At 51.1% G+C, this 25,957-nt stretch carries 17 protein-coding genes; 11 read left to right on the plus strand and 6 right to left on the minus strand.

Annotated elements, in window-relative coordinates:
- Positions 1 to 432 precede the first annotated feature (432 nt).
- A complete protein-coding gene (locus tag JIN87_RS12435; RefSeq protein WP_378924109.1) occupies positions 433 to 1,425 on the plus strand; it encodes an alcohol dehydrogenase catalytic domain-containing protein in 993 nt (330 codons plus the stop codon).
- 9 nt (positions 1,426 to 1,434) lie between these two features.
- Here the strand turns inward: JIN87_RS12435 and JIN87_RS12440 are convergent, their stop codons facing one another.
- Entirely contained in the window at positions 1,435 to 2,523 is a 1,089-nt protein-coding gene (locus tag JIN87_RS12440; protein WP_200355892.1) for a tetratricopeptide repeat protein, read from the minus strand.
- Between the two features lie 106 nt (positions 2,524 to 2,629).
- Positions 2,630 to 3,868: an FG-GAP repeat domain-containing protein gene (locus tag JIN87_RS12445; RefSeq protein ID WP_200355893.1), complete on the minus strand. Its 1,239-nt coding sequence runs from the start codon at positions 3,866 to 3,868 to the stop codon at positions 2,630 to 2,632.
- 104 nt (positions 3,869 to 3,972) lie between these two features.
- Here JIN87_RS12445 and JIN87_RS12450 point away from each other — a divergent pair, with 104 nt between their 5' ends.
- Positions 3,973 to 5,706: a tetratricopeptide repeat protein gene (locus JIN87_RS12450; RefSeq protein ID WP_200355894.1), complete on the plus strand. Its 1,734-nt coding sequence runs from the start codon at positions 3,973 to 3,975 to the stop codon at positions 5,704 to 5,706.
- 125 nt (positions 5,707 to 5,831) lie between these two features.
- Here the strand turns inward: JIN87_RS12450 and JIN87_RS12455 are convergent, their stop codons facing one another.
- Positions 5,832 to 6,899 (minus strand): LacI family DNA-binding transcriptional regulator, encoded by a 1,068-nt coding sequence (locus JIN87_RS12455; RefSeq protein WP_200355895.1) that lies wholly within the window; start codon positions 6,897 to 6,899, stop codon positions 5,832 to 5,834.
- A 127-nt stretch (positions 6,900 to 7,026) separates the two neighbouring features.
- On the opposite strand from JIN87_RS12455, the gene JIN87_RS12460 reads away from it, so the two are divergent.
- From JIN87_RS12460 to JIN87_RS12475, 4 genes are all read left to right on the plus strand, one after another.
- Positions 7,027 to 8,061, plus strand: coding sequence for a LacI family DNA-binding transcriptional regulator (locus JIN87_RS12460; RefSeq protein WP_200355896.1), 1,035 nt, complete (start codon positions 7,027 to 7,029; stop codon positions 8,059 to 8,061).
- 219 nt (positions 8,062 to 8,280) lie between these two features.
- The gene (locus tag JIN87_RS12465; RefSeq protein ID WP_200355897.1) at positions 8,281 to 9,705 is read left to right on the plus strand and encodes an MFS transporter; all 1,425 of its coding nucleotides are present in this window, start codon (positions 8,281 to 8,283) and stop codon (positions 9,703 to 9,705) included.
- Entirely contained in the window at positions 9,702 to 11,123 is a 1,422-nt protein-coding gene (locus JIN87_RS12470) for a sulfatase (RefSeq protein ID WP_200355898.1), read from the plus strand. The genes JIN87_RS12465 and JIN87_RS12470 overlap by 4 nt, the downstream gene beginning before the upstream one ends.
- Before the next feature lie 142 nt (positions 11,124 to 11,265).
- Positions 11,266 to 15,993: a DUF7453 family protein gene (locus JIN87_RS12475; RefSeq protein WP_200355899.1), complete on the plus strand. Its 4,728-nt coding sequence runs from the start codon at positions 11,266 to 11,268 to the stop codon at positions 15,991 to 15,993.
- Between the two features lie 316 nt (positions 15,994 to 16,309).
- Here the strand turns inward: JIN87_RS12475 and JIN87_RS12480 are convergent, their stop codons facing one another.
- Positions 16,310 to 17,677: a sulfatase gene (locus tag JIN87_RS12480; protein WP_325176383.1), complete on the minus strand. Its 1,368-nt coding sequence runs from the start codon at positions 17,675 to 17,677 to the stop codon at positions 16,310 to 16,312.
- A gap of 416 nt (positions 17,678 to 18,093) precedes the next feature.
- Between JIN87_RS12480 and JIN87_RS12485 the strand changes: the two genes are divergently transcribed.
- The 5 genes from JIN87_RS12485 to JIN87_RS12505 all read left to right on the plus strand — a co-directional run bounded on the left by JIN87_RS12485 (position 18,094) and on the right by JIN87_RS12505 (position 23,547).
- Positions 18,094 to 19,005, plus strand: a complete 912-nt coding sequence (locus JIN87_RS12485; RefSeq protein ID WP_200355901.1) for a hypothetical protein — start codon at positions 18,094 to 18,096, stop codon at positions 19,003 to 19,005.
- A gap of 127 nt (positions 19,006 to 19,132) precedes the next feature.
- A complete protein-coding gene (locus tag JIN87_RS12490; protein WP_200355902.1) occupies positions 19,133 to 20,506 on the plus strand; it encodes a hypothetical protein in 1,374 nt (457 codons plus the stop codon).
- Between the two features lie 67 nt (positions 20,507 to 20,573).
- Positions 20,574 to 21,686, plus strand: a complete 1,113-nt coding sequence (locus JIN87_RS12495; RefSeq protein WP_200355903.1) for a hypothetical protein — start codon at positions 20,574 to 20,576, stop codon at positions 21,684 to 21,686.
- 106 nt (positions 21,687 to 21,792) lie between these two features.
- Positions 21,793 to 22,815, plus strand: coding sequence for a hypothetical protein (locus JIN87_RS12500; protein WP_200355904.1), 1,023 nt, complete (start codon positions 21,793 to 21,795; stop codon positions 22,813 to 22,815).
- Positions 22,816 to 22,839: 24 nt separating this feature from the next.
- On the plus strand, positions 22,840 to 23,547 hold the full coding sequence (locus JIN87_RS12505) for a hypothetical protein (RefSeq protein ID WP_200355905.1): 708 nt from the start codon (positions 22,840 to 22,842) through the stop codon (positions 23,545 to 23,547).
- A 116-nt stretch (positions 23,548 to 23,663) separates the two neighbouring features.
- Here the strand turns inward: JIN87_RS12505 and JIN87_RS12510 are convergent, their stop codons facing one another.
- Positions 23,664 to 25,079, minus strand: a complete 1,416-nt coding sequence (locus JIN87_RS12510) for a Gfo/Idh/MocA family protein (protein ID WP_200355906.1) — start codon at positions 25,077 to 25,079, stop codon at positions 23,664 to 23,666.
- 58 nt (positions 25,080 to 25,137) lie between these two features.
- A complete protein-coding gene (locus JIN87_RS12515) occupies positions 25,138 to 25,956 on the minus strand; it encodes a 3-keto-disaccharide hydrolase (protein ID WP_200355907.1) in 819 nt (272 codons plus the stop codon).
- Position 25,957: the final 1 nt, after the last annotated feature.

The raw sequence follows: 25,957 nt of genomic DNA on the forward strand, positions 1-25,957 counted from the left end.
AGCCGTACACATCAGTTGGAAATGGGCACATGTAGTTTCAAAAGGAGCGCACCTTCGATCGGAATAGGCAGTTTCCGAACTCAAAGGAGCATCGCGGGGTCATCAAAAAGATCTGAAAACCACGCGTGAACAACAACTCCACCAAAAATGAAACCTGTTGCGCAGCCCTTGCTGAACAACTGAACACGTTCAACCTGTTGCGCAAAGTACAGCGGAGACACTTGCATTAGCAGCAATAAGCGAAAAAGCCCTCCATTTTAACAAACGAGCTACCTCGAGAGCCTCGTATCCTCCCTACCAATTTAAGACTGTCCTAGCAAATTCGATACGGACGACAGCAGTTCAACAGGGTGAACTAAATACCTGCTGCAATCTGTCATAAAACCTGTTTCTGAATCCTGAAACATTCATTGAAACAAAGTTTCAAAAGCGATGAAATCACGAGCTATACTTGCTGTCGGACCAAACAAAGTCGAAATAAGAGAAATTGAAATTCCGGCTCCGAAAGATAAGGAAGTTTTGGTACGGACTTGCTTTAGCACCATTAGCCCTGGAACCGAAATGCGCGTGCTTAGCGGCTCCCAAAACGGTCACCCGGGATTTCCGGTACTGATGGGATACTCCGCGTCCGGAATCATCGAAATCCCAGGCCCAAACTCAATTTGGAAACAAGGTGACAGAGTCTATCTGAGCGGAACGCAAAAGAGCAATGTGCACCGACTTTGGGGAGGCCATTCAGAGTTTGCCGTCCTGAGCGACGATGCCGTCTTTCGCGTACCCGAAAACGTCGATCTTCAACAGGCGTCGACTGCGAAACTCATTGCGATCGCTATGCATGGATACAACTCGCACACACCCAAAGCGGGGCAAACCATAGCGGTCATCGGATTGGGACCGATCGGACAAATCTCTGCACGCTTACATGCTCGATCCGAAGCAACGGTCGTAGCTGCGGATCTATCGGATTATAGAGTTAAACTCTCAACCGAAGCAGGCGTGACGTCTCTCTGTGCCGCAGGAAAAGCCTTAAGCGATGTATTCGCAGAAGTGTTCCCTGAAGGTGTTGACTGCGTGATCGACTCGACCGGATCTCTCGCGGTTCAAGAGCAGGCAGCAAAGCTCGCTAGAGTCCCCGCTTGGGGAGGACAAGAGCAAGGCTCACATCTGATAGTTCAAGGTTCCCCTCCTTCAATTGCTATAAACTATGATTTGGCGTTCGAACGGGACTTATCGATCACAATTCCTAGGGATCACTCGATCTCCGAATTGCACGAATCGCTTGCCTGCCTTGCAGACGGTTCAATATCCGTTAGCGATATCCTCGGCAAACCACACTCGCCAAACGATGCACAAGCCGTTTACGACGCGCTGATGAGCCCGACAAAGGATGTCATTACATCTGTATTTGATTGGTCACTACTTTAAACGTTCCGACTACTCAGAGGCGACCTCTTCCCTTTTGTCCTTCTCATAAAGCTTCGCCAAAACCTCTCTGATTCGCTGGCTTGCAGCCATGTTTCCAGACTTTTCGGTCACATTCTGCGTTTCGAGTAAAATTTTGTACGCAAGCTCTCGCTCGCCTGTGGCATGAAATGAATAAGCTAGGTCGATGTAATATTCCGGATCCGCAGGCTTCGTCTCAAGCAGTCCCTTCAAATGCTTCAACCCTTCTTCGTATTCGCCTTTAGCGACATGCGCCGAGCCCACACGACGTTGCAGATAGTGGCTTTTCGGATCAATGGCGAGTGCTCTTTTCCAGTACAACAACGCTCTCGATTGCTGCTCCTGCGCCCAAGCCTCCTTCGCCAACGCATCATAAACCCTCACCTCTCTTTGGTCGATGGGCGCTTGTTCAAATTTCTGCTTTCTCGCGTTCCTGATATACCCTCTGGCCTTCTGCAATTCGCCCGCCTCCAAGCTCGAATCAATGAGATGAATCAGTTTTTCAGCTTCGCTAATTTCACCAGACAATACGAGTTGATCGAGAAGAACTGAAGCCTGTTCAAGAGCGCCTCCTCGTAAGTATAAATCAAGCAGATCATCAAAAACACGCCGATTGCTTGGGTCTCGCTTCAGTTGAGCCTCCAAGGACGACACCCCCTTTTCACTCTCACCCGAGTTTATCCATGATCGCGCCAGCGCATAGTCAAAGCGTGGATCTCCCTCGAACATCTCCCTCTTCTCGAGCAAGAGATCGCAAGCCTCTCCATGCTTTCCTTTACCCGAAAGAACGGAAGCGAGACTGATCCTAGTATCCAGATTGTCAGGTCCAAACTCCAAGGCCTTCTTCAAATGATGGATTGCAAGGTAGTCACGATGAAGAACCTGGGCGGCAACTCCTAAAGCGACATGCACCTCTTCCGAATCCCCGGACTCATCCAGCTGAGCATTCGCCACCTCCTGAACCTTCACAGCCAATTGCTTGGCTTGCTCACTGCGCCCCTTCGCCTCCAAAGATCTCATCGCGTCAACGCCTGCCCACAAGCTGGGACCGTTTTGAGCTTGCGTAGTAAACACTTGCATCAAATAGCATGCTATCGAAACAAGCCATAGGGTACTGACTCTTATCATCAACGTCCTAGCCTCCGACTCATAAACCAAAAATCAAGTTTCCAAATTCCGAACAGGTTCAATCGTCCTTCTGCCCTCGTTTCCAAACACTCAAGCGACTCATACGGTCAAAAGGAGGATAGGCATGAAATCCTCCTGTCACCAGCTCATCAATACCGTCGCCATCAAAGTCTCCAGAATCCAAGGCGACAAGATGGGTCGGCTCGTAGGCTAAAACCCGCAAATCAAAAGACATCGCTCCATCGTTAACATAACAAACCATAGAGACGGCGTCTGGAAACTCCCAATCGTTGAAAGAACTCACTGCAACGACATCAAGATCGCCATCCGAGTCCACATCTACTTCGATCGGGTTATAAGCGCCGTGCAACTTCCCTATTCGATGAAACACAAAACCTCCATTCCCTCGATTCTCCAGCCATTGCAAGCCATGCCAAGGGCGTGAACCTGGGCGAGCGTAGTCGAACGCATCCCCATTCGAAAACAGCAAATCCTCGTCCCCATCCTGATCCAGATCGCAGGCTCGCATGCCACTACAACCAAAATCCTGATTACTCGAACTCCAGATTACCCGGTCAGAAAAGCGTCCCAATCCGTCGTTCTCAAACAAATGGATCTCCTCCCACTCCTGCGAAACGAGCGCCGCGAAATCCAAGTCGCCATCCCCGTCGAAGTCAAAGATAGGAGTGTGAATCGTTCCGGAAAGCCCTGACAACACAGAAGGAGTAAACTGCCAATCTCCCACGTTTTCCAAATAGCGAATCGCTCCATCGGTGTATCCAAACTGGCCGGAAATTAAGTCCAAGTCTCCATCTCCATCGAAATCCGCCGCTTGCACGTCAGTCACTCGCTCGGTCTGCTCTAGAACCACTCTACGTTCGAAAGTCTCGTCACCCCGGTTCTCCAAAACCAGAACACTTCCCACGTGGGCGTTGCTCGGGAAAATCACTCCCATCGAGGCCACCAGCAAATCCAAATCAGCATCTCCATCGAGATCTACGATCTCGACATGCGCTGGCCCCGGCACCTCCGACATCAACACACGCTCCTCGAAGCCTCCTTCTTCCACCCCCCGAGCCCAAGTGATACGGTTCTCCTGGGCATCGCAACAGATCACGTCCAAGAGCCCGTCCTGGTCTAAATCAGCAACCGCGACATCGACTAACCAAGGCCTACCGCTCCACGGGAAGCCCATGTCCTCTCGATGCCATTCGTAGCTAGCTGAACAATACAAAGACTCGGCACAAACGCCTAACGCCAACCACAAAAAAACAACGGGATTCCGTAGTGAAACCATATTTGGAAAAACAAAGGAATTTCCGAGCTTTTGTCCAGAACCAGACCAAGCGAAGTGCGAAAACTTGACCCTGCAATGGTTTACAAGTCTTAATCGCTACGCAAATGGGCAATTTCCGATACGTCACCAACTTGATAATCATCGTAACCGCCGCTTGGATACCATCCCTCCAATCTAAAGAGGAACATCCCTTGGACATTCCAAGGCCAGCAGTAAGCCATCTGCCAAACGCCTTCTCTCTTAAACTCGATGAAATCTATCACTCCCTCGCGGAGGACGCATCAGATCCCGAATTGTACGGAAAGCTGGGAATGCACTACCACTCCAACGGTTTTCTCGAAAGCGCGATCATAGCTTACGAACGTTCGATCGCTTTAAGATCGGACCATGCGAAATGGCACTACTACAAAGGAAGCGTGTTCCTTTTGCTCGGGGATAGCGCCAATGCATTGCCCTCACTACAAAAGGCTTCGCAACTCGCCCCAAACCACACATTCGTCACGCTTAAGCTCGCAGACGCGCGCTACAGCTTGGGACACTCAAGTAAAGCGCTGACTCTCTACGAGGAAATCAGCCAAAAACAGCCCGAAAATCCGCTCGCCATAATTGGTATGGCTCGCTGCCTAACAAATCTAGGCGAAACCGCCAGAGCTGAGAATATACTAATCGAACTATCACAAGAACATCCGAGCGCTTCGACGCCCTTCTCTCTTCTCTATCACTTGTATTCCAGAAGTGGTGACACTGAAAAACGCAACGCGGTAAAGCAGAAGATGAAGGGACTAGATAACATTCTAACCGACAACAATCCTTGGCTCGCAGAACTGAACGAATACTGCTACGACATCTACCGCCTAACTGTGATCGCCGATCAAGCGGAACGGTCAGGGAGTTTCGACAACGCGATCAAAACCCTGAGGCGAGCCGTAGCTTTGTCCCCAGATTCAGACGAAGCCTACTATCAATTGGGCAGGATGCATGCTCGAAACAACTCGAACACAAAAGCGATTGCCCATCTGCAAATCGCTCAACAGAAAAATCCCCACAATGTTGAAGCGAGCCAGTTGCTTGCGGAGACGCTCCACTTTCAAGGCAAAACCGAACAGGCGCTAGAGACTGTAAAGCGTTCCATCAGCCAAACTCCGAATTCCGAGCTGCTTCAACTACAACTCGGATTCCTGCTGCAAGAGAGTGGAAACAAAGAAGCCGCAATTACAGCTTATAGAAAAGCGATCGACATCGATCCGCAGAATCGCAAAGCGATCAAAAACCTGGGAAATCTACTGGTGGAGCAACGTCAACCAGAGGGCCTCGATTGGCTTGATAAGTATATCCGTATCAAGGGCGATGATACCGAGGTCAGAATATCCCTCGGAAACCTATACGCAAAAGCTGGAAACTTCTCGAAAGCAATCGACTATCTAGAACCAGCCTATCGACTCGCACCGCAAAACACGGATTTGCAACGAGCCCTTGCAATCGCCTACCTCAGGCTTGCTGTTGATCTGGCAAACAAGGGCAATATCGAACGAGCCATCGCTCGCCTCGAATCAAGCGTCGAGACCGACAACGACTTCACGGACGCACGGTTCAATCTGGCCCTGCTCTACCTAAATACTGGACAAGCGCCAAAGGCAGAATCCCATGCTAGAACGCTATTGGCAGCAACTCCGAAAGACCTTGAGCTAACAATTCTCCTAGCTCGCAGTTTGTCGATTCAACATCGCAACTCAGAAGCGATTTCGGTCCTAGAAGCATTCGAGTCCGAAACTCCAAACCTAACTCAGGCGGAAAAGGAATCGCTACGCACCGTCTGGGAGTCAATTAGACAGAACTAGAAAATTCATTCGTAGTCTTATGCCCGATACGGATTAGCTGCCCAGCGGCTTTATCCGCCCCCATTTGCGGATGTTTCGTTCAAGCCGCTGGCCAACCTATAACCCATACTAGAAAAAAAAGATTACTAAGCGCTCTCCAAAGCGGGCTGCTCGAGTCCGGGAGCAAACGAACGTCCAGGTATCCAATTACCTGCGACATGATAGCAAGTCGTTTCAGCAAGGCGTCCCCTCGTCCCGAAACGAATAAGCCGATCTAAGTGATCAATTCCGGTAACGCCAACACGGACACTTTCGTCCCTCACTCCTGCGATCTGGCCATCGCGACCATCGGTCTTCAGGCTCAAAAAACCAACATCAACGCCAGCTAAAGCATCGTATACGCTATCGTCATATCCAACAACGACTTCCAATTCGTTTTGCTCAACCCAAGCCCGTACTTCTTCAGAACTGGCCTCATCTCTGAAAAGCACGCAATAGGTGCAATTCGCTCCAAAACTCGAATACATCAACCCCTCTAAGATCCCCTTGCGCGCAAAATCATTGGCGATGCTATTCTTGTCTCCTGAAAGAACCAAACCAACCCGACGGTGTGAAGTAGATCGGATCGCCTCAACCACCTGAACCATCTCAGTCTTAACATCAGTATCGACACTATCAACCAAGCAAACGGTCTCGGAATCACGGATAGACACACAGGAGAAGCTATCCCAATTGAAAGCATCCCGTAGCTTTTCGTCATTCATCGCGACCAAGGCTACTCCATCTACTCCTCTGTGATAAAGGATACGGCTAATCGTAGATAATTCCCGCTGTGTCCGCACCGTGTGGGTTTCGAATTCATAGCCTAACGCATTTGCCTTCTGCCTAGCCCCTTCGATCAAGCTCTCATTGTCGTGCGACAACGACTCCTCCCTAGCGTACTCGATCAACGCAATACGAGCCCCCTCTTGAGCGACACGGTTCTTCCATCGAAGTGCAGCGATTTTCGAAAGCGAAGGGTCTGCTCGATATCCAAGTTCGTCAGCGATTGATTTGACACGGTCCCTGGTCTTGGAGCTGATTTCCGGCATTCCTCTTAGCGCCATCGACACGGTCGCTTTCGAGACGCCTGCCTCCTTCGCAATATCTGAAATTGTAGTTCTGGGCTTTCTCTGACCACTTGAACCTACGGCGGATTGAACGGGGGTAACCATAGTAAGATAGCAGTTCTAAGTTAAGATTTCGGGGTACGCTTCACAATATCACGAATCCGTTGCCGATAAACAACTTGAAGTCTTTGCATATTGTTGCACAAAGAGGGGGAGCAAACCTGCAAGCCACATGCAAAAGAGCCAAAACTCCAAACTCCAACCGGTTACCATGAAGGAGATTGGAATCGAAGCAGGCGTCTCTCAGTCGACCGTGTCGAGAGCCTTGCGCAACGACTCTCGAATTACGGAACCGGTTCGCGAGCGCGTCCAAGCGGCCGCCAAAAAGCTGAATTACCGCCCCAACCCTCTTGTCTCCGCATTCACCTCTCAAGTTCGCGGTTATCGCCGCTCCCCTACTCACGCGACGATTGGCTTTCTCTCTCCGTTCGGCAACCCGAGCGCGAACCATATCGATGACTACTACAAGGGAGCGGCAGACCGTGCCCGCGAATTGGGTTTCGAGACAGATTTGATTATCCTTCCCGAACTTGAACATTCCTGGAGCGCGGTTAACCGCATCATTCGAGCTCGCTCCATTCAAGGACTTCTCGTCCTCCCGGTCCCCCAAGGATACAGTATCGAAGAGTTAGACTTGAGCAGAGTGGCATCTGCCACCGTAGACCCAAGCCTACAAAAACCCGACCTTCATCGGGCAACGCCAGACTATTTCCATAGCATGGAACTCGCCCTCAACACACTCACCGAAATGGGCTACAAACGTATCAGCTTTTGCAGCTGGGATGAGGAGCAGGAACGTATAGGATCCCGTTGGCTTGGATCCTATTTTCGCTGGCAGCAAAAACATAAGATCCACCTCCCGCCGTACATAAGCTCTGACGATTGGGATGAGGAACCATTTGTTGAATACATCAATCGCGAAAAGCCCGACGTTATCGTTTCCAACTCGAGATTCTATTACAAAATTCTACTGAAGCATCAAATTCCCGTCCCCGATCGGATCGCCTTCGCTAGTCTCTGCGCCATGCAAGGAAACAGCGCCATGGGAGGGATAGACCAATGCGGACGACTAATAGCATCCGCAGCGATCGACCTGATCGTAAGCCAGATGTACCGCAACGAAGGCGGCATCCCGGAACACCCGAAGTCCGTATCAATTCGCGGCCAATGGGTGGACGGAGAGACCACGCCAAGAAAAAAACCTTAGACCACGTATCTAAATCTCAACTACGCGGCGGCGCCCCGGTGACGATTCGCCCTATGGTCTTCCCGCAGCTGCTTGCTGCTCTATCAATCTTCTATGCCAAAGTTGCCTTAGGCAACCGAGATTAACCTCTTCCGCTTGAGTTGAACGGCATCAGACTCTACTAAATTGCGGATCCCTACCTCCCGCATTTTCTAGGTCTATCCCCCTATCGACCCCAGAATGAGCACTCGTCCCAACGATTCCAACAGCGTCGTGCAAAACAACACCCAAAGTTCCGGTCCTGAGGAGCCCTCCATCAAAGAGGTGCTCGCATACGGATCTCCCGCACTCGGCGATTCGCTCGTTTCGCATATGCTTGGCGGCTTCGCGACGAGCATGCTGGTGGTAAGCCTCGAACTCAACGCCGCCTACATCAGCCTCATCATTGGGGCAAAAATGGCCATAGACGCCGTCACAGACCCTCTCATGGGCCATATATCCGACAACTGGAGAGGTCGACTTGGCAGGCGACGCCCCTTCATCCTGGCAGGAGGCCTGCTTGTCGGAATCTTCCTTTTCTTCACTTGGAATCTTCCCGTTGGCTGGAGCAAGGATCACGTGACGCTCTACTTCGCAGGAGGCGTAGTGGCCTATTCAATTTTCCACACCATCTTCATGGTTCCGTACACCGCCCTCGGAATCGAGCTCTCCCCCACCTACGATGGGAAAACCAGGGTCTATCTTTGGAAGACTCTATTTTCGCGAACTTCGACTTTCATCAATCCCTGGCTCTATCCGCTCTGCTTATCCAGTCTCTTTGTATCTGAATATCAAGGGGCAAAGTATGTCGCAGCAGGAGTCGCCGTGTTGGTAGCTCTCGGATGCGTTGCCGCATTCCAAAACTGCCAAGAGCGCTCTCATTTCAAAGCCGCGAAAAAGGAGCCCATAATCTCCTCCATCAAGAAGACGTTCAAGAATCCTCACTTCCTTAGAATCGTCGGTCTGTACGTTCTCATGATGGTCACGATCCAACTCTTCATCCAAGTCGGAGCGATCATTAACATCCAGTATGTCTTTGGTGGAGACAAGTTGGCCGGAGCCTCCTACACCGCCGGAGTCGAGACGCTCGCTGGCGTGCTCGTGCTGCTCACACTTCCAGTAGTCGGAAAACTCTGCAAACGACTTGGAAAGCACAATGCTCTAAAAATCGCATTTTGCCTCATGATCATCGGCGATATCATCAAATGGTGGGCGTTCACTCCCGAGTATAAAATGCTCCAGTGGGTCTATCCGTTTTGCTACTCGCTCGGCATCTCCAGTATTTTCGTGATTCTTGAGTCGATGATGGCTGACGCAGTCGATTACGACGAGTATCTCACTGGTTTCCGGCGAGAAGGAATCTACGGAGCAGTCGGTGGTTTCATAATGAAAAACGCGGGAGCTGGAGCTGGAGCGCTATCGGGGATTCTCCTCGTGATGGCGGGGTACCAGTCCGATCTAGGACACGAGCAAAGCGACTCGACCTTCATCTGGCTCCGTCTCTTCAACAGCATCATCCCGGCGGCAATGCTCTTGTGCGGGCTAGCCCTACTTTACAAGTATCCACTTACACGTGACGTAATGGATAAAGTCCGCCAAGAGGTCCAAGCCAGAAAAACGAAATGAATAAAAGCTTAGCCTGCGCCACGACTTTCCTTATTCTTCACCTTCTGAGCTTCGCAACTGCGAAACCGCTCAACATGCTTTTCATCGTTTCCGATGACCTCAGCGTAAATGCGCTGGCAGAGGCCGCTACGCCACATATAGATCGACTTGTCCAGGAGAGCATGACCTTCACAAAGGCCTACTGCCAGTACCCAGCTTGCGCTCCCTCCCGCAACTCTTTCCTCAGCGGAACACGGCCCGATAGAACCCAAGCCCAATGGTCACGACTGAGAGACCTTATGCCCGACGTAACGACGCTCCCCCAGTTGTGTCGAGAAAACGGATACTTCACAGCCTCAATTGGAAAAATATTCCACATAGGCAATTGGGACCGGCGTTGGCCAGAAAGCGACTGGAAAATGGGCGACCCCGAGTGTTGGGATTTTCGCATCAATTGCCCACCTTCTAACCAAGGCCGCCAAAGCAAACCTCCGTTTCCACGAAAAGGGGAAAAATTCACCTTTCCTGGATTAAGCGGTCCGATCGACTATGGAATGATCTCCTACGAGTCGGATCTCGCACAGGACGATGGTCAAGTGACTCAAGAGGCGATACGCCAGCTCGATCGCCCACGAGAAAAACCCTTTTTCCTAGGCGTTGGCTACCGACGCCCCCACGCCCCATTCGTAGCCCCGGAGAAGTACTTTTGGCCCTACCCTGAGAGCTCGATAGAGCTACCCTCCCCAGGTGATCGAAGTGACGCGCCCAGTTTCGCTTTCAACACTCGAAAAGCCAACTATGAAGACCCAGATTCGATGAAACGGATGAAGATGTGTTACCTAGCGTCAGTCTCCTTTCTAGATGCCCAAATCGGACGCTTGATCCAATTCCTCGAAGAACATGACCTCTACGAAGACACGGCAATCATTCTATTTTCAGACCATGGCTTCCAACTCGGCGAACACGGTGATTGGCACAAGAACACCCTTTTTGAAGAATCCCTCCAAGTTCCATTAATCATCCGCATTCCATCCATAACGACACCAGGTTCCTCAAGCGAAACGCCAGTAGCCTTAGTCGACTTGTATCCAACCTTACAAGAGCTTCTTAAGCTGCCGTATCCAAAACATAAACTAGACGGATTCTCCCTTCTCCCTCAAATCCGCGACCCTAATCAATTCGGCGCCGCTCGCCCCATATTCTCTCAAATCCGTCGCAACACGACAAAGCACGGAAGCATCGTAGCATATAGCGTACGAACAGATCGATATCGGTACAACGAATGGTGGACCAGCGAAAGAGCTCCAGAAATCCTCGCCACCGAACTCTATGACCTAGAAGAGGACCCAAACTCTGAAACAAATCTAGCAAGTGATTCCGGTTTTATAGAAACAACCCAACACCTTAGCCAACTGATCAGAAACTACAGAAAGCTCTAACGCGATACCCGCCAAAAGCGCTTCAAGGTCTTCTTTCTCATTCCTACCGTCTTAGACTCTAAAGAGCGAACGCTCTAGAGCGCGAGCCGACGCCTAGCCTGCACGCTTGCCATCGCAACTCGATATAAGTTTTACTTCAGGAATGCCTATCCTCCTTGCTTCCTGCATCAGGGCGAAACTGCGTCGGCTCCCCTTGATGGTCCTCGCCTCCGCAGCCGCCCTTACGGCCGCCCCAGGCGACCTCAAACTCGAAACGCTGACCCAAAAGAACGATGCAGCCTCTGGGCCTGGTTCGCGAGAAATCACGCGCTTCGAATCTCCCACCTTTCCCATAGCCATCGACGAATTTGGAACCGTCAGTTTCGCTGCACGCGTCGATGTGCGAGGAACAGAGGAATTCGGTTTCTATCGTTCCGCACTCCCCGGATCCGTTTCCACATTGTTTCAAAGCGATCAGGTCGTCCCAGGCGTCACGCAAAACGGCGACGCCTTAGAAGCCTCAGCCTCGCCACGCCGAGGCTTTTCCTCTGACTTCAGCGGAACCTTTCACGCCCTTACTGTAGTCGATCCTTTAGGAGGAGGATTTCTCTTCAAGACAACCGACGGAACGATCAGTCAGACACCGATCACGTGGCCCGTCGACATCTCCCAAACACGAAACTTCAAAGATGCCGTCGACATCTCCGACGGGCGAGGCACTACAAAAACGCGCTCTGCCGGTATTTCGGAAGATATCCTGGTCTCCCCATCCGGAACGCTCTACTGGAAGGTCTTCGATGGCATCCTCAAAGCCAGCACCAGCGACGACCTTTCAGCCGTCATGTTCGACGGCACCGCCGCACCAGGATTCGAGGATTCCGACAACGCGACCTTCGATACCCCCATCGCCCTCAGAGGCGTCGACGATTTAGACAACGTCGTTTTCCACACGCGTGTAACCAAAAACTCGGGCGCCCGCCACGCCGTATTCCGATACGAAGCCTCGAATGAATCCATCGTCCCCCTTTTCGTCGACACCGAAACCACCCTTCCCGACTTGGATGGAGGTTCCCCTGAAGTGGAACCAGAAGACGTCGTGGTACTCCCCGACGGCACTGTAGTGCTCCGTGTCAAACTCTCCTCCTCGCGGAGCGGATTCTGGAGGATCGGACTAGATAATTCCATCGAGAAAATCGCCGAATTCAACGACAACGGCTTCTTCCCAAACCAAACCGACGAGGGCGAACTTCACTTCCGCAATGTTCCTCTCGGCGACTGGGCCGTTACCCACAACGGCACCCTATTTTTCACCTCAGATCTACGTAGTGGAGCAAGCAATACAACCTCCGAAGGTGTTTGGAGAATCGATCCGGAAACCAAAGCGATCACAACGCTTGCCCGCGTTCCGTTCACCCGAGACGTTGACGCACCATCCATCGACCCCACGGATGTCCCAAGCAGCGACGCCGACTTCCGCTCCTTCGACAATCTCACCGCCGCCGGCGACGACAAGGTCGCCTTCACGGCGGAATTAAGCGACGGTACCGGAGGCCTATTTGCGACCGATCTGAATGGCGGTCTCATCAAGATCGCCCTCGAAGGCGACCCACTCGAAGGCAGCGCCATTCAGAACATCACCTTCACACCTGACCTCGCCGGAGAAGAAATCATTCTCAACAAAGGGACTTCCGGACTCAACTCCAACGGCGAATTGGCCTTTCTCGCCGATCTCGCCGACGGCGGCACTGCCTTGGTCAAAGCAAGCTACGAAGGAATCGTTCACCCCATCGGAAACATCTATATCTGGGATGGTGGAGCGGGCGACACCAACTGGCACACCGTCGTCAACGGCCGTTCGAACTGGACCGACTCCGTCGGCACTCCCTGGGACGAACCGCCTCCAGCTAACGGAACCTCGATCATCAAAATCGGGGACGAATTCATCGTCGAACTCCAAGACGAAGCCGCCCACGTTGCTCAAGTCGAACTCGGTGACTCGATCCTCGAACTGGGAGCGGAATTCGACTGCGCCACCACCTTCGAAGGATCGGACGGATCCAGCCTCATCCTAAGAAAAGGAAACATCAAGGGAGGCACGCTACATACCAAAGGCATCATCGCCAAAGAAGGGCCCGACAACGCATGGTTCGTCTGGAATAAGGCGACCATCGAGGAGGCCGATCTAATGATCGAAGAAGGCCACCTTCATTGGTGGACCAATCTCGTATTGATCGACGCATCGATCGTAGTCGACGGAGGTGGACTGGAAGCCGGAGGAAAGCTTCAATTCGAAGGCGATTCCGGTCTCGATCTCATAGCCTCGCCCGAAGCGGTCGAGTTCTACGACACCGTCGAACTCGTGCTAGGCACCGACGTTACATTTCAATTGAACCCCGAAACGCAGCTCGAAATCGGGGAGGCTGACTCCTTCGGAAACATCGCCATCCGAAAACTCGATCCTGACCTCCCCTTAGTGCGGACGCTTCAGCTCCAAGGCCAAGGCAAAGTCTTCGTCTACGACGACCTCCAACTCGCGCCAGGACTAACGCTAATTAACAAAATCGGCACCCTCGCCTCGCCCGGGCTCATCTTCGACACCTGGCTCGACGTCCTCTCCGAATACGTATCCAATATCGAAGGACGCTTCGAAAACAGAGGCGGCATGAAAATCGTCTCTGGCGGCGTAGCCGGCGAATTCCATAATTTCAGCCAACTTTCGATCACCAACCATACCAATAATAAACCTTCCATCCTCCTCGAGTGCGTAAATCACGGAACGCTATTACAGGATGGCGGCATCTCCACCAAACACTTCATCGCCAAAGCAGGCTCGGAACATCTCTTCAGTTCAAGCACGCCGCAAGAAGCCCTGCTCACCTTCGTCGCCGACGAGGACAGCCCAACCCTCGTTTTCGAGAAAGGTTCTTCGATAAAAGCTCAAAGCGGTAGCAGCAAACTCGTATTCAAAGGTAACCAAGCGCCCAACCTCCAAGCGGAAATAGACGTAAACAAGAACAGTAAAATAAGGATCCAAAAAGCGAATACAGGGCCCAAAGAAACGATAACGATATACGATGAAGGAGAATTGACCTTCGAAGACCTTAGATTCGAAAAGCTCACCCTTCAAGGCAATGGTTCCGTTCAACTGACCGGCGAAATTACGCCTCAATCAAGCAACGCACGCATGCGTATCGGAACCGGTGATTTTGTCGCCGACGGCGCAGTTCTCTACGGTATCGATCTCGATGAACTCGTAGTTCCGGAAGACGAAGATTTCTCCGATCCAGATGAAGAGACCTTTTGGGGAGAAGAAGATGTTCCCTACCTACTCAAACCATTTGATAAGATCCAACAGCGAGCAACTTTCCGCGAAACGGCCATAGCCAGAGGCAACCTCGTACACGCATCCGAGCAAACAACCGTCACCACCCGAGGCGAGAATAGACTCTACGGTCAACTACGGATTGAAGGGGAATGCGAGGTCCACGGAAACCTACTCGCTCCAGATAAGCTCTTCAAACCAACCGGTCTCAGCCTAGTGTTCAAGGGAAATTCTGAAGGTTTTTTCATAAGTAACTCAGGGAACCTGACCTTGTACAGCGGTGATGAATCCACTCAAATCGACACCCTTCTCACTGTTGGCTTCTCGAGCAAAATCACAGTCGCTGGTTTATCTCATGTGATTATAAATAGAATCCGTTTTGATCACTTGGACGACATCGGTTCCGTGGAACACAAACATCTGGGCGGAGAATGGGTGATTAGCGACTTCGCCGCCTGCGAAATCCGAGACGAGCGATACAGCGAAGGCTTAAAAACGATCAATGGCGCGGCCTCCCTAACCCTAGGACTACCTCACGAGTCACTGCCTTCCTTTGTAGATCTCCCGACGCGCATCGGCGACTTCAGCCTAAAAGGAAAATTGACCTTGATTGCCGCAGATCTCGATATTCACGGCGACCTGAACATAGAAGGCGGAAAGCTCATCCTCAACAATTCCACCGTAAACCTGAACACGCACTTTCTTAGAAACGCTGGCTCGATCAAAAAAAATGGAACTTCAAAAATCATTGGCGAAGTAGAAAGTCTTCGAGATCAAGTCCAAGGCATCCCCACCCTAGCTGGTAACATAAACATCGAAGGCAGCCTCACGACCGACGGCATCATCGCGCTCGGAGCCTCCCCCGGATCCGGCCTCATCACCGGCGACCTGAACCTCCTCCCCGAAAGCGAAATGCGCGTTGAATTCGCAGGCGACGAAGCAGGCACCGGTTTCGATTTTCTTGAAGTCGGCGGCACCGCCAACTTAGACGGAAAACTCACTCTGTCATTGATCGACGACTACCTGCCGGAAGCAGACCAAACCTTCCGTTTCATTCAGGCCGGTGAGGTCGACGGTACCTTCGCCACCATCGAGCAAGGCCTGATGGGACGTTCGCGTCGCATGGACGTCACCACCGACGCCGAAGGGCTTCTCGCCACCGCTCGAGAAATCTCCATCGAGAGCTACCAGGATTGGCGAACCCACTTCTTCAACGAAACAGACGCGGCCGATGATCTGATCAGCGGACCGACCGCAGACCCCGACGGCGACGGGACCTCCAATCTCCTCGAATACCTTTCCAATAACCTACCGCAACACCCCTCTTCGCCACCGTTCTCCCGATTAGAAGCCAGTCAGTCCGACTACCGTATTCGCCTATCCAATACCGTAAACGACTACCAAGCGATTTTGGAAACCTCGATCGACCTTCAAGATTGGCAACCTGCCCAAATTACCGAATCGAACGATACAGTGAACGGCGACACCACTCTCAAAGAGATCAGAGTTAGTGACCCCGAAAGCAAGCAACGTTTCTATAGATTGACTCTGCAACCCGCCTCTCCATAGGACCTGATACAGCCACTCGGGCAATGTCCAGAGTTCCGGTAGGCATCGCCTTAAATGGTTAGGTATCGAAGAGCGTCATAATCGACTTCTTCCTCAATATCCGTTGCCGACTAAATATAGCCCGCAACGTCGTTGCGCTCTGGGTAGACACAACACCATAAGAATGGGCTACTGGTATTTGCGAGTTACAACAGCGAGACTCGTGAATATCCTCGCAAGCTAGCAGTTGGACCGCTCCTCGAAATGCAGAGACTTCCTACGGTTCGCAAGGCTTCGGCAACAAGCCTGCGCATGCTTAGACCAAAATAAAAACGAACTACCAATCACCATTCTTGGGGCGAGTGTATTGCTCCACGTTTTTCTGGGGCAATAGCTTTCTCAACTCTTCTATTTTCGCTTTTTTTTCGGGATCCCCCGCCAAGTTAGTCCACTCGTTCGAATCGACGCGGTGGTCGTACAACTCCTCACTTCCATCTGCGTAACTGATGTAACGCCAGTCTTTCGTACGAACCGAGTGATTATTCTGAAAGAGAGTTGTGATCGCCGCATGCGGCCACTCCGATTCGCTATCCTCCAACAGAGGAGCCACACTGTTCCCTTCTAGTTCCGAGTTTTCCTCCAAACCGCAGAGATCGATCAAGGTTGGATAGATGCTTAACAACTCAACCGGTTGATCGACGACCTGTCCCTTCTCCCCTCCTGGAAGACTGATGATATACGGCACACGCGTAGAGCGTTCCCAGAGTGTCCACTTCGCCCAATGACGCTTTTCACCGAGATGGAATCCGTGGTCGGCATAGAATACAATGATCGTATTGTCCGCATGCGGACTCTTATCCAGGGCGTCGAGCACTCTGCCCACCTGCTCATCCGTCCAGCGGATACAAGCCAGATACGCACGCATCGCTTCGTACCACTTCTCATTATCATTCTGCTCAACCCAGTCCTGAGACGCTGGATACGGACTATAAATTATCTTCTTCGCATGCTCCGAAATATCATCGAGATCATCCGATTTAACCAACGGCAATTGCAGCTCACCCGCCAAATCCGGATGATTGTAGACCCGCTCTGGAGAAAAGAATGGGACGTGGGGTCGGTAAAAACCAAGCGACAGAAAGAAAGGTCGATCGTAGTTCTTCTCTAATTGGTCTATCGCCCACGATGCATCAGTGTAATCGGCAAACTTCTCTTCTTCGTAAGACTGTGGACCAAAGTCCCACAACCAGTGCATGTGATCAGGCCGATCAGTTTGTACAGGCTCATCATAGTCAATCCATTGCCCGGGACGAGGTCCCTCCACTTCAAAATCGCCCTTTGGAAGCTTAGAAGCATGGTAAAGCTTCCCGGTGGTCATTGTCAGGTACCCGTTCTCGCCGAAGTGCCTTGGCATACTCACGTGCCGATTATAGAAGCGCGGTGTCTGGGCTGAGTTCGGTTTGTTGTCGTAAAACCCTGTAGTGGAGGGTCGCATACCGAACATCAAGCTCGTCCGCGAGGGGTTGCAGATCGGGGCTTGGCAATGAGCATTGGAAAAAAGGGTACCTCTTCTAGCAAGCCGGTCGATGTTTGGGGTTTTCGTGTCAGGGTGACCGTTGAGAGCGCCAATCCAGTCGTTCAAATCATCAACAGCGATCAAAAGTACGTTCGGCTTTTTAGCGCTTGCTTGAAGAAGCGGGAACAAGACGGCAAGAGACAGGGTACAAAGAAGCTTTTTCTTAAAGTGGCACTTAATGGGAAGCGAGAATCGATGAAAGGCTTTGCTTCATTTGAATGAGGTTTGGGAAACGGGGAGTGTTCGATACGGTAAAACTAAAGACTATCGTAACAGTCCTTAGTCGCCAATTGTTATCAACATTGTTGTAGCAACTTTTAAAATCGTCGCACAAAGGCGAAAACCGCACAATCGCTGTCATTTAGAGCTATCTTGCCTCCGGAATCCGACGTGTTTCCACTCTATGTCGGATGAACCAAAAATACCGCCCCGCAGCCTACGATGACATCCTAGATGTTGCTCTCGTCCTTCTCCGAAAGATTCACTCTTACATTCACAAAACCGTGACTACGGCCGAGTAATGAGTTTACTAAGGGTATTAACGTATGAGACTCCTTTACCGCGGGCTTCGAAATCCATTCCTCTCCGTCCTGGCAGCGTTGCTTCTACATGCATCAACGAGTGCAGATACCGTACTCGTTGAGGGCCCGATCACATTAGACGACTTCGGCAACGAACAGGAGCATACTGTTCAGATTCCAGATGACGTTCGGGACCTATCCGGTGCGCTCGCGATCAAGGTTACGGTCGAAAACCACTCTGAGACATACTGTCGAGTCGAGAGCTGGATCATGGAGAAATGGATGAATGTGAACAGCGCCGTCCACCTTCCCCCAGGTCAAGCCAGTGACCTGACTATATTCCTCACACGTCACAACGACTTCCTCGGCAACGCTTCCACACTGTTCCCTGAGATGCGGGCAATGCCAGGCGGAACTATCGTACACTGGGCGAGAATCGATCTAGAAAACGATCCTAAAACGATCAGTTTCACTGTGTTCGCGGAATCACCAGTCAATCTCGAGATTAGCAACATTCGCTCCTATGGAACTTACAAATCGCCGCAGGAGATGGCTGCACAAGACGACTTCTTTCCCTTCATCGACCAATTCGGACAATACAAACACAATGATTGGCCTGGCAAAATACACTCCGAGGCGGAGTTGCGTGCAACCATCTCGAAAGAGGATCTCGACCTCAATAATCACCCAACTCCCCCTAACAGAAACCAATACGGAGGCTGGGCGACCGGTCCTAAATTTGAGGCAACCGGGTACTTCCGAGTCGAAAAGATCGACGGCAGGTGGTGGCTTATTGACCCGAGCGGATGCCTCTTCTGGTCATATGGAGCTACGGGCTTCGACTTCAACTTCGCTGAAACAAAAACCGAAGGCCGAGAAAACTTCTTCGAGGGCCTGCCCCCAACAGGACGATCCCAAATTCGGGCAATTTGTTGATCCGAACAGCTCTACCTTCGGAGGGCGAACCTACGAGTTCGGACCATCGAACTTGTATCGCAAATACGGAGACAATTGGGTTGAACAATCAGCTAAGGTCTCCCTACGTCGAATCAAGAGTTGGGGAATGAACACGATGGGCTGCTGGTCCGACTCGAGACTGTTCAACGACCAGAACAATCCAGTCCCTTACACTCTTTTTCTCGGCTGGAGACTGCCAAGTCTGAGTGTCAATGCCGACGGAAGCACAATCGAATTTCCCGCCCCTTTCGATTCAGAGTTTCGCACCACCGTCTACGAGCGAATAAACGGCGCCAGAGATCTTCTTAACAGCGAGTGGTGTCTCGGATACTTCTTTCAAAACGAGTACCATTTCCGAAAGAACAACGGAGACACCCGCTACCGAGTCGCTTACGCTTACATGCAGGCAAGCGACAATTCCGATGCCAAAGAAGCTATCATTGGTTTTCTGCAAAAGCGTCATTCCAGTATCAGTGCCTTAAATACAGCTTGGGGCACTCAATACACCGGTTGGGCCGCAGTACGAGCTCTTGACGAAATCCCGTCAGGTGGAGACGCAGACGCGCAAGCATGGGAGGAAGCCTACGCTGATGAGCTCTACAAGATCATCAATGAAGAAGGAGACAAAGTCTCTCCAGCGCTTTTTCTCGGCTCTCGTTTCATCGCCTTTACCCCCGTCCACATGATGAACGCAGCGGCTCCGCACCTCGATGTAATCGGAATCAATTGGTATCGCTTCAGTCCGAACGACATCCACATCACATCAACTGATAAACCGATCATCATAGGCGAATTCCACTTTGGAGCGGTCGAACGTGGTTACTTTCACACTGGCCTAAGAGCTGTTGGTGATCAGGACGATCGAGCTGATGCGTTGTATCACTACCTTCGCGACGCTCTAGAGCATGAGAGAATTGTCGGAGCACACTGGTTTCAGTACCGTTCCCAAGCGGTCACGGGACGCAAAGACGGAGAAAACTTTCAAATCGGCCTCGTTGATCTGTGTGATGCACCGTATCCAGAGATCAGGACAGCTGCCAGATCGATCGGTAAAAACTTGTACCGAATTAGAGGAGCTCAGTATCTCCCGCCGGACCTCGACAAAGATGGTATCCCAGATTCAGTCGAGACCGCACACGGCTTGGATCCTAACAACCCCAGCGACGCTTCCGGCGACTTGGACGAAGACGACAAATCGAATTTCGTAGAGTTTGTCCTGGGTACGGATCTATCCGAAACGAGCCAATTCATGTCTCCGATCATAGCAGTGACGAGCACGAACTCCGAAGTCACAATCCCCGCAAAAGACGTGCAAGCAGGCCGGCGCTATCTCCTTCAGCACTCCCATGACCTAAACTCGGAATGGGCTCTTATTGATAGCTTCACCGCCGACAGCTCCACATCAGGCCCGCAAACCTACACCTTACCCAAAACCATTACAGATGGCTTCTACCGTATCCAAGTTGAACTGGTAGATTAGGTTCGACGGATTCAACTAGAGGCCACAACTCGCAATAGCCGATAAATAAAACAAATCAGCGTCCACAATGGGTCTTAGGAGTAACGGAATAGTCTATACAATTGGGTTCTGTCTGTTCGGGGGAGCAGCCTGCGAGCCGACTTCCTACGCAGCTGAGCACACCATAGAGCTTCAGTTTAACGAGAACTCCATCCACGATTCAGGCTTCGAAGGGGAGTTTAGTAATGATTTGGCAGCCACCACCTCTCGCTGGTTCAGAGCCGGAGAATCGAACGAAGCCGGCATCCAGTTTACGGGAGCTCACACGCTTAGCGGTTCGCAATCGGTAGTCTTTGGTGATTACACGAATAACGGATCGATAGCCCAAAATGTCGATCTACAGATCGACCCAACGAAGCACTACCATTTGTCGTTTTGGATACGTGTGGACGACTCCAGTGAAGACGACGCCCATACCAGCGAATCTTCGCTACAAGCAGCACTCTACAGCGCTCCGGAAAAGGGTGGCCCATATATTCACCGCGTTGATTTACTAGAGAACGCGACAGTTCCTGCTGGTGCGGGTTGGGAGCGCATGGAAGCAACGGTCAGCGGCACCGATCTCGATTCCCATGACGGCGAGTACCTACAGCTACGACTTTCAAAGGTGAACGAGAACTCCTCGCACAAGATCTACATAGACAATGTGTCGTTGATCGAAAAGGAAACCGCGAAAGCACCACACCCCATTAGCCGTCTCGTAGTGGGAGGAAACTTAGTCTACGATCATGAACCGGAATCAACGTGGGAGGACGGCACAAAGATCGAGCTGATGAAGCATCTGGGCATGAGCAACCTGCGCTATCCCGAAGGCGGTCAAACGCGGTTCTGGGACTGGGAGTTCCCGTATCATGATCACCCCTACCGAAACTTCTGGGACCCGGCTTACGAGGCAACTCTCACCGAGCAACGAAAAGCTGAACTGAAGGAGCAAAACGGTTACCGTCTGTCGCTCGACCGATTTCTTGAAATATGCGAGGAAACAGGTGCGGTTCCTTTGATTGGAATCAATATGACCCAAGGCTGGAAATACGACCGACTTCAAGACTCGGTCGACAAAGCAGTCCGCTTGGTGCAACTACGTAAAAGACAAAATCGACGGCCCTCGCTATTACTTTCTGTGCAACGAAGCCGGCAATAAGCCTGAGGACGCGACTCACGTTCCTGAGGAAGTCTACCCTACTCTTATTGATGACTACGCGATTCCCATCAAAGAGGCAGACCCACTGGGGAAAACGATCGTAAACATGATGCAGTGGGAAAGGATGGGAGAAATTATCCGCGATCAGGGCCAACATGTAGACATGATCGATTGGCACTGGTATTACTACAATGGCAGTTGGGGGTCTTTCAGGCCTGATCAGTGGCGTGATGAAGATTTCACTACAAATCGTTGGAATGACATATTGGCTAAGCTGGAAGATTTCAAATCCTGGAAGGAGCAATACAATCAGCCCCATATTACACTCGGCTTTAACGAATGGAACCTGGGTCGCATAGATGCGGAACGATGGGGAGGATCTCCTGGAACGCCCTACTGGCACGGATTGGTCGCTGCAGATATGATGATACTCGCCATGGAAAACAATATCCATATGGGATCGCTTTGGCCAACCTACTGGAGGACAGAAGATCCCGCTAAGTTCCGAAACCTCTTTGATCCCTCCGGCAACTATATCTCCCCTGCCTCTCACGTACTTAGGTCATTTTCAAACGCGGCAGGTGGAACGATTGTGGAACTAGACAGCCCTACTCCAAGCCGACTTAGAACCTTGGCTGTACGATCCGTAGATAATGCCTTCGTTGATCTCTACTTCCTCAACAAGGACACCTCAGCAATGAATCTGACGATCGAGTTGCCTTTCCCAGTTGTCGAAATGACAGTGATGAAATACGAGCAAGGCGCGACTGAAGAAGACGTTGATGTTTCCCAAGAGCAGCATGCCGGAAATCGCTCTCAACTAGAGTTGTCCCTTCTCGATACCAGTTTCGCTCATGTACGCTGCAGACTGCCGAGCAATATCTCAAACTTTGAAATCGTACGCGAAAACATGGATGACGCGACCACAGCTGATAATATGTCCACTGGTCCTTACCCAATGAATACATGGCACCAGCAAGGATCTGCTGCGTGGAATACTGAAAACACCACAACGTCCGTAGAAGTGGGCGATTTGGATACATTCGTAGGCAATGAGCTACGCATCGGTTCCCCTGACGACGAAGTGGTAGTCCTCTTTTCCACTGCTTTACCGATTCAAACAGGCTAGGACTATACCGTACGAGGAAAGTGGATGATCGATGAGGTGCACGATACACACAAGGGCTTCATTGTGGGGCTCGCAGAATTTTCATCGACGGACGGCTCGTTAGTTCAGCGTATAGCAGACGACACGAACACTTTCGGCAATACCAGCGATCCAACACCAGGCGAACGTGGTTTCTTTGAAGTAACCGTAACATCCGAAGAACTAGCATCCAAAGGCGTCGGCCCGGGCAATCGAATTGGTATCTTCATTCATCGCAACAATGGAGATCCCTTGTATGATGGTTCTACTACAACAACGAACGACACCTACTTTATTGATAACGTTTTCTTAGACGTCAGCGGTTCGATCAGCATGCTCGAGCAGTGGATGACTAACAATCAAGTTGCTAACCCATTGTCGGACTCCGATGGAGATGGTATGGATAATCGAACGGAGTACTTTTTCGGCGGCAACCCGACCCTCGCCGATGCGTCAGAAATCCGACCGCACTTCCGTATGGTGCAGGATGAAGAGAAAGACTGGATCGAACTCGTCTATCGCAAGCGCAGCAACGCGCAACTTGGACTGGAATACTCAATAGAGAGTTCCGCTACCCTAACAGACTGGAAACACATCGGGATTGTTAATCAGGATACCGAGGTCATCAATGGTGAAATCAATGCAGTCACCAGCCGAGTCAGTATGGAGGAACAGCCCGCCAGATTCCTTCGCTTGCAATTGATGGAACCCTGATCACGGGGGTGTTTCCATTATTCTGCTCAGCAGCAACATTGCCTTAATCACTGCAATAGCCCCAAACGGAAGATCAGTGCAAACCACACTCACTCTAGTAACTGATGATTCGCTTTTTAGTAGCGGGCAAACTTAGAGTTCTTTGCCCAAAGACCCTTTCCGTAATCCCAACCTTCGCGGACCTTTTCAGGGCGAACGTATCGATTGAGTTCAGGTCGATTGGTGATCCCCTTCTTCGGATGCCATTCGATGCGGCCGCCGAAACGAGCTGCCAGGACACCGATCAGCATCATCTCCGTATAAGGTGCTGCATAATCAAAGTTTGCTCCTGGTTCTGGACCTTCACCCTTAATTGCACGAATCCACTCCTTGAACGGCCCACCTGCAACGCGCTCGTACGTTTCTTCTGGATACCCTTCAGCCTTGAACGCTTTCATCGTCTCCTTGTCGGCAAGGCGAGGATTATTCGAGCGATTATCCGTGTACCCCACCTGCTTGTCTCCAAAGTAGAGCGTTCCACGGTTTGGAAGCTTACCCCAGCTCCATGATTCAGGGGCCTTCGGCATAAAGCTACGATCACCATTGTGCCAATAGAAAGTACACGGAGCTTTGCTACCGCGCTTTTTGAAATCCCAACGAACTGTGTTTCCATCTGGGACCATCCAATCGTTACCGCCTTCCTTTCTGATTAGCTCCACAGTAACTGGCTCGAACAAGTCGAGTACCCAAACGGGAGCATCAGCGATATGAGGCATCCAGTCGCCGAATAGTCCGTTTCCAAAGGCGTTAAAGGGACGCCAGCTCTTAGGATGATAGAGTTCGTTGAAAACCGTTCCCGCTTCATTTGGACCAAGCCACAAGTCCCAGTTCAAAGAGCCTGGGATCGGTGACTTCTTCGGCGGGTACACATCGGACTTGTGGAAGAAGGAACGACCTTCAGCGAAATCCCTCCACTTCGGCCCCTCGATCCAAGAGTGAACCTCGCGGATTTGGCCAAAGACGTCAGCCTCGTACCATTCCTTCATTTGGCGGATACCGTTGAAGGTGTGCCCTTGCACAGCCATATTGGTGACAACCTTATACTTCTTCTTCGCTTTCTGAAGTGTCCTAGCTTGCCAAATGTTATGCGTAAGCGGTTTCTGGGTACACACATGCTTCCCCATCTCCATGGCATGCATAGTCGCTGAGAAGTGGGTGTGGTCAGGGGTGTTGATGCAGACGGCGTCGATTTCCTTCTCCATCTTATCGAGCATCACACGGAAATCTGCGAACGTTTTACACTTTAGAAGATGCGGATGGTTATCCGCGTGCTGATGAAACATGCTAGAGTCAACATCAGCCAAAGCTACGATGTTCTCGTTCCGACATCCCCCGTAAGCCATCCCAGCGATATTGCCGGCTCCGATCATGGCAACGTTTAGGCGGCTGTTGGCTGGGGCTCCCGCTTTACCAATCGCAAAGCGAACCGGTGCAAATGCAGCAGTAGCAAGGGCAGTTATTTTGACGAAGTTTCTTCGGTTGATTTTAGTCATATCTAGTCAAAGTAATTTAATGTTCTAAATCTATCCGGGCAATAGCTCCCCTATCTGTTCAATCTGTAGTTAGATCCTTGATGCGGATGTTTCGGTACATAGAAGAACCGCCTTTCTTCCAGCGACCTCCCGGATGTACTTGGAAAGCAATTGAACCCTTATTGCCCGTTATCGCCTGAACCTTCTCGCTATCCCAGGCGGATTTCGCGTCCCAATTGCCCGAATTCTTACTCCTCAGGCTTGGAGCACTGTAGGTGCTCCCATCCAGCTCCATAATCTTCACACCATTGATCCAGGTAGTGATGTGAGGAGCAGTACCAACACAGCGTATTTTGATCTTGTTCCAGTCGTCGACCTTCCAGGTTTTGTTCCAACCTTTAGCATCGATCGCATAGATGAGCCCCTCTTTCTCCACTGCGTCGTAGACATCTTTCGCCTTAACGACTCCATCCACTTCGTTCAATAAGATCGGTCGGGAGATATATCCACCTGTGCCTTGTCCAAAAATGAATCCTACCGATCCGTTTTTGAGATAATCATTCAGAATCTGAATACCTTGCCCTTTTTCATTGCAACGTAGGAAGATCCCAGAGTCGCAGCCCCAATCTGCCTTGATCTCCATAGTGAGCTCAAAGTCGCCATACTTACCATCGCTGAGTAGCAAGGCTCCTTTTTTGTCCGGCAATTGGAAACAGTGAAGAGCACCGTCCTTGGCGAAGAAGTTTCCACTTTGAGCAGCATACTTGTCGTTCTCGAACGACTCCTGGTGATGCCATCCATCAAGAGATTTTCCGTCGAAAATCAATGTTCCCTTCCCAAAGGCTGACAAGCCTCCTGTAGCGAGAGCTAACGATAAAACAATTGTACTAACTTTCATA

The sequence above is a fragment of the Pelagicoccus mobilis genome (assembly GCF_016595505.1).
Taxonomy (GTDB): Bacteria; Verrucomicrobiota; Verrucomicrobiia; order Opitutales; family Opitutaceae; genus Pelagicoccus; species Pelagicoccus mobilis.

Coding starts and splice junctions, on each gene's coding strand:
- JIN87_RS12455 (WP_200355895.1), bottom strand. CDS start 6,899: ATGGTTACCCCCGTTCAATCCGCCGTAGGTTCAAGTGGTCAGAGAAAG.
- JIN87_RS12490 (WP_200355902.1), top strand. CDS start 19,133: ATGAACACGATGGGCTGCTGGTCCGACTCGAGACTGTTCAACGACCAG.
- JIN87_RS12510 (WP_200355906.1), bottom strand. CDS start 25,079: ATGACTAAAATCAACCGAAGAAACTTCGTCAAAATAACTGCCCTTGCT.
- JIN87_RS12465 (WP_200355897.1), top strand. CDS start 8,281: ATGAGCACTCGTCCCAACGATTCCAACAGCGTCGTGCAAAACAACACC.
- JIN87_RS12505 (WP_200355905.1), top strand. CDS start 22,840: ATGATCGATGAGGTGCACGATACACACAAGGGCTTCATTGTGGGGCTC.
- JIN87_RS12445 (WP_200355893.1), bottom strand. CDS start 3,868: ATGGTTTCACTACGGAATCCCGTTGTTTTTTTGTGGTTGGCGTTAGGC.
- JIN87_RS12435 (WP_378924109.1), top strand. CDS start 433: ATGAAATCACGAGCTATACTTGCTGTCGGACCAAACAAAGTCGAAATA.
- JIN87_RS12475 (WP_200355899.1), top strand. CDS start 11,266: ATGCCTATCCTCCTTGCTTCCTGCATCAGGGCGAAACTGCGTCGGCTC.
- JIN87_RS12485 (WP_200355901.1), top strand. CDS start 18,094: ATGAGACTCCTTTACCGCGGGCTTCGAAATCCATTCCTCTCCGTCCTG.
- JIN87_RS12495 (WP_200355903.1), top strand. CDS start 20,574: ATGGGTCTTAGGAGTAACGGAATAGTCTATACAATTGGGTTCTGTCTG.
- JIN87_RS12460 (WP_200355896.1), top strand. CDS start 7,027: ATGCAAAAGAGCCAAAACTCCAAACTCCAACCGGTTACCATGAAGGAG.
- JIN87_RS12515 (WP_200355907.1), bottom strand. CDS start 25,956: ATGAAAGTTAGTACAATTGTTTTATCGTTAGCTCTCGCTACAGGAGGC.
- JIN87_RS12450 (WP_200355894.1), top strand. CDS start 3,973: ATGGGCAATTTCCGATACGTCACCAACTTGATAATCATCGTAACCGCC.
- JIN87_RS12500 (WP_200355904.1), top strand. CDS start 21,793: ATGATGCAGTGGGAAAGGATGGGAGAAATTATCCGCGATCAGGGCCAA.
- JIN87_RS12440 (WP_200355892.1), bottom strand. CDS start 2,523: ATGCAAGTGTTTACTACGCAAGCTCAAAACGGTCCCAGCTTGTGGGCA.
- JIN87_RS12470 (WP_200355898.1), top strand. CDS start 9,702: ATGAATAAAAGCTTAGCCTGCGCCACGACTTTCCTTATTCTTCACCTT.